We start from the raw sequence: 3,472 nt of genomic DNA, 5'->3' as shown, positions 1-3,472 counted from the left end.
GGTGCCCTCGGCCGTCCGATCCCGGATGAGGAAGCCGAAGCCGAACGCGATGAAGAACATCAGCACTCCGTAGACGGCGGCGGGCAGACTCAGCTCCACGGAGCCGAGCACGGACTGCGCGATGACGATCGCGAGCGTCGCATTGTGGATGCCGATCTCGAACGACGTGGCGATCGCCTGCCGCTTGCCCACCCGCAGCATCCGCGGGATCAGGAAGCCGATGGTGAGGCTGATCAGGCAGAACAGCACGGTGATGAGGGCGAGCTGCGTGAAGTTGGCCACCAGCAGCGTCCAGTTCGATGCCACCGCGCCGGCGATCACGACGATCAGGATGATCACCGAGGCGATGCGTACGGGCTTGTCCATGCCCGTGGCGAACTTCGGCCAGAAGCGCCGCACGATCATGCCCAGCGCCACCGGCAGCAGCACGATCGCGAACACCTCCAGTGCCTTCGACCACTGCAGGCCGAGCCGGTCGTCGAACGGCTGGAAGTAGGCGATGGCGAAGTTGGTGATGAGCGGAAGCGTGATCACCGCGATGACCGAGTTCACGGCAGTCAGTGAGATGTTCAGCGCGATGTCGCCGCGGAACAGATGGCTGTACAGATTCGCGGTGGTGCCGCCCGGGGATGCCGCCAGCATCATCATGCCGACCGCGAGGATCGGCGGGAGCTGGAACGCCAACACGAGCCCGAAGCAGATCGCCGGCAGCAGGACGAGCTGACAGAGCAGCGCGATGATCACCGCCTTCGGCTGCTTCAGCACTCTCGCGAAGTCGGCGAGAGTGAGGCTGAGGCCGAGACCCAGCATGATGATGCCGAGGGCGACGGGTAATCCGATGGTGGTCAACGCTGATCCCATGGGACTCAGTGTGGCGGATGGAGGGTCTCGGTGTCACCCGTATATCGCGCCGAGATGACAACACGAAGTAGCCTGCAGGAGGTCCCCACCGCTCGATGCGGGAGCGGGGCGACCCGGAGGAGGAAGGATGGTGCGATGGACGACTCACACGCGTGGCGCCCGCTGATCGCCCTGTTCGCGAACCCCGAGACCCGCCGCGTCGCCGCCGAGGTGATGCTGGGCGGAAGCCTCCCGTCAGCCGTGGAAGGCCTCTCGCCGTCTCGACGCCGACGTGTGACGGAGGCGGTCGTGCAGAGCGGCCTGGTCGACGCGGAGACCCAGGCGCTCGCGCCCGACGTGTTCCGCGAGATTCTGGCGTCGGCCGCGGTTCCCCGGCGGGAGGGGATCGAGCGGTTCACCGAGGGAAAGCGCATCCGCCAGTACCCGGCCAACCTCGAAGAACGTGGAGCGCTCCTCGCCTGGGTCGCCAGAGGGGTGTTCGCCGCAGACGAAGTCCTGACCGAACGCGAGGTGAATGCGCGACTTCTGCCGTATTCCGAAGATGTCGCCGTGCTCCGCCGCTACCTCGTGGATTACCAGCTCGTGGAACGTCGCGCGGACGGCACCCAGTACGCGTTGGCCGCCAGTGGACCGGTCGTCCCGCCCGACGAGTGACAGCTACTGCTCTGAGGAGCGTCAGGGGTCGACGAGCTCGAACGTCATCTCCTCCGGCCCCGGCCCCCACGGGTCGAAGATGATGTCGGGGTCGTAGACGTCGAGCGGGAGTTCGACCATCGACCCCAGGTAGCCGTCGGAGTCCATCGCCCGGAACGTGAACCAGTACCAGCCTCGAGAGTGCATCCGAAGGCGCTTCACTGCATGCCCGGTCGCATCGAGCCGGATCACCGCCGAGTGCCCCTGCATGGTGCCGATGTAGATGTTCTCGTTCGCCGGCCCCGTGACGGCTATCACCAAGCCGGTGGTGCTCGCCTCATCGACCAGCATGTCTTCCGTGCCGACGATGTTCTCGAAACCCTCGACGACGATGGGCTCGATAGTGAAGGTGCCCGTCGTGGCCGGCGACTGCCCGGCGGCATCGAACGCCCAGGCCTGATAGTCGTACGTGCCGGCTTGGAGCTCCAGGGCGCGAGAGTCGAAGGACCACTTCCCGTCGGCAGCGACCACCGGGGTGTAGCGCTGGCCGGCGACCTCGATCGCGACAGCCGACCCTGGCGTGGCAGTGCCCGCCACCACCGGAGCGAGATAGCCGGAGGATGCCGTGGGGCTGGTGACACCGGGGCCGAGGGCCGAGCCCGGAGTCTCCCCCGGGTCGGGTGTCGTCCCGGGCGCCGTTCCCGGCCTCGTCGGGGTGAGCGGCCCCGGGGCATTCGGATCGTTGACGAGGTCGATGGAGTCGATCGCCGGGTCGGAGTTCCAGCGTCCGGTTCGGGGAGGCGACGGCGATGCGGACGGTGCGGGCGTGGCCACCGTCCCGTCGGGCGCTCCGACGACGGGTGCCGGCACTGCGACGTGAGGAACGGACCGCGCCACGCTCCACGTCTTGTCACCCTCGGCGGCGGGCGTGGATGCTGCCGGCGCGGCTCCGGGGAGCAGGAAGGATCCGAGTATCAAGGTGCCGGCGGTGAGCACACCCAGGCCGCCCGCCAGAAGGCTCGCAAGACCCGCGCCTGCGCCGGTGGCGATGACCGCGGCCGCCACCGCGGTGCCGGGAGCGAAAGCTCCGGTGGACGGCAGGATGACTCCCAGTGCGCCGAATCCGACGGCGGAGAGGGTGACGCCGTGCAGGCGCTGGGCATCACTGCGAAGGGTGACGAACAGGTCGCCGCACACGTCACATGAGGGCACATGCCCGGCCACTTCCTGCGCCACGACCTCGTCGAGCGGCTCGGTGAGGTGTCGCGGGAGGAGGCGAGCGACATGAGCCTCATCGTCGCGCAGCGCGAGCGGCACCTGCGACGTGAGCCAGTGCATTTTGAGCCCGGAACGGGCTCGTCGTTGCAGGGCGGATACGGCGTTGGGCTTGATGCCGAGCTCGCGCGCGACCTCCGGGCGGGGGACGTCAGCGACCTCGGTCAGCCACAGCACACGTTGCCAGCGTTCCGGGAGCTCTTGAAATGCCCCGAGGAACTGCTGGGCGTTCGTCTCCCGCTCGACCAGGCTGAGCGCATCGCGGAAGTCGGCCCGATCGGGCTCGACCGTGTCGTCGATGTGGTCGGCATCCTTGCGCCACCGGATCGCCGTGTTGCGGATCACCGCCTTGAGATACGACCGGAACGCGAACTCGGGCCCCGCGTCCGAGGTCGTCACCTGCTGGTAGATGGCGAGCAGCGCCTCGGAGGCGAGATCCTCCGACCGCGAAGGGAACAGCCGGTGCGCGTAGCGGAGTGCAGCGCCGATGTGTCGCTCCCACAGCACGGCATACGCTGCCTGATCACCGTCCCGAAGCGCACGGAGGAGTTCGGCATCACCGCGAGAATCTTCCACGTCTTCCCTCTCCAGAAGAACGCCCGCTCATCTCCGACGAGCAGCTGACCGTAGACAGATCCAGGCGGTCGGTCCACAACTGAATCTGTGTTCAACGACGGGGCTGGGCTCATATTAGCGGCAGCGG

General features: G+C 67.6%; 3 protein-coding genes. 1 reads left to right on the top strand and 2 read right to left on the bottom strand.

Annotated elements, in window-relative coordinates; translation table 11 throughout:
• On the bottom strand, positions 1–849 hold an 849-nt coding region (locus ACNPM4_RS06680; RefSeq protein ID WP_448985161.1), incomplete at its 3' end, for a bile acid:sodium symporter family protein.
• 147 nt (positions 850–996) lie between these two features.
• On the opposite strand from ACNPM4_RS06680, the gene ACNPM4_RS06675 reads away from it, so the two are divergent.
• A complete protein-coding gene (locus tag ACNPM4_RS06675) occupies positions 997–1,515 on the top strand; it encodes a DUF2087 domain-containing protein (protein WP_448985159.1) in 519 nt (172 codons plus the stop codon).
• Positions 1,516–1,536: 21 nt separating this feature from the next.
• Here ACNPM4_RS06675 and ACNPM4_RS06670 read toward each other — a convergent pair whose 3' ends face one another.
• The gene (locus tag ACNPM4_RS06670) at positions 1,537–3,345 is read right to left on the bottom strand and encodes a sigma-70 family RNA polymerase sigma factor (protein ID WP_448985157.1); all 1,809 of its coding nucleotides are present in this window, start codon (positions 3,343–3,345) and stop codon (positions 1,537–1,539) included.
• Positions 3,346–3,472: the final 127 nt, after the last annotated feature.

This window comes from Microbacterium umsixpiens, assembly GCF_053543675.1.
The sequence above is the reverse complement of the archived record's forward strand: the minus strand, read 5'-3'. Positions and strand labels throughout refer to the sequence as shown.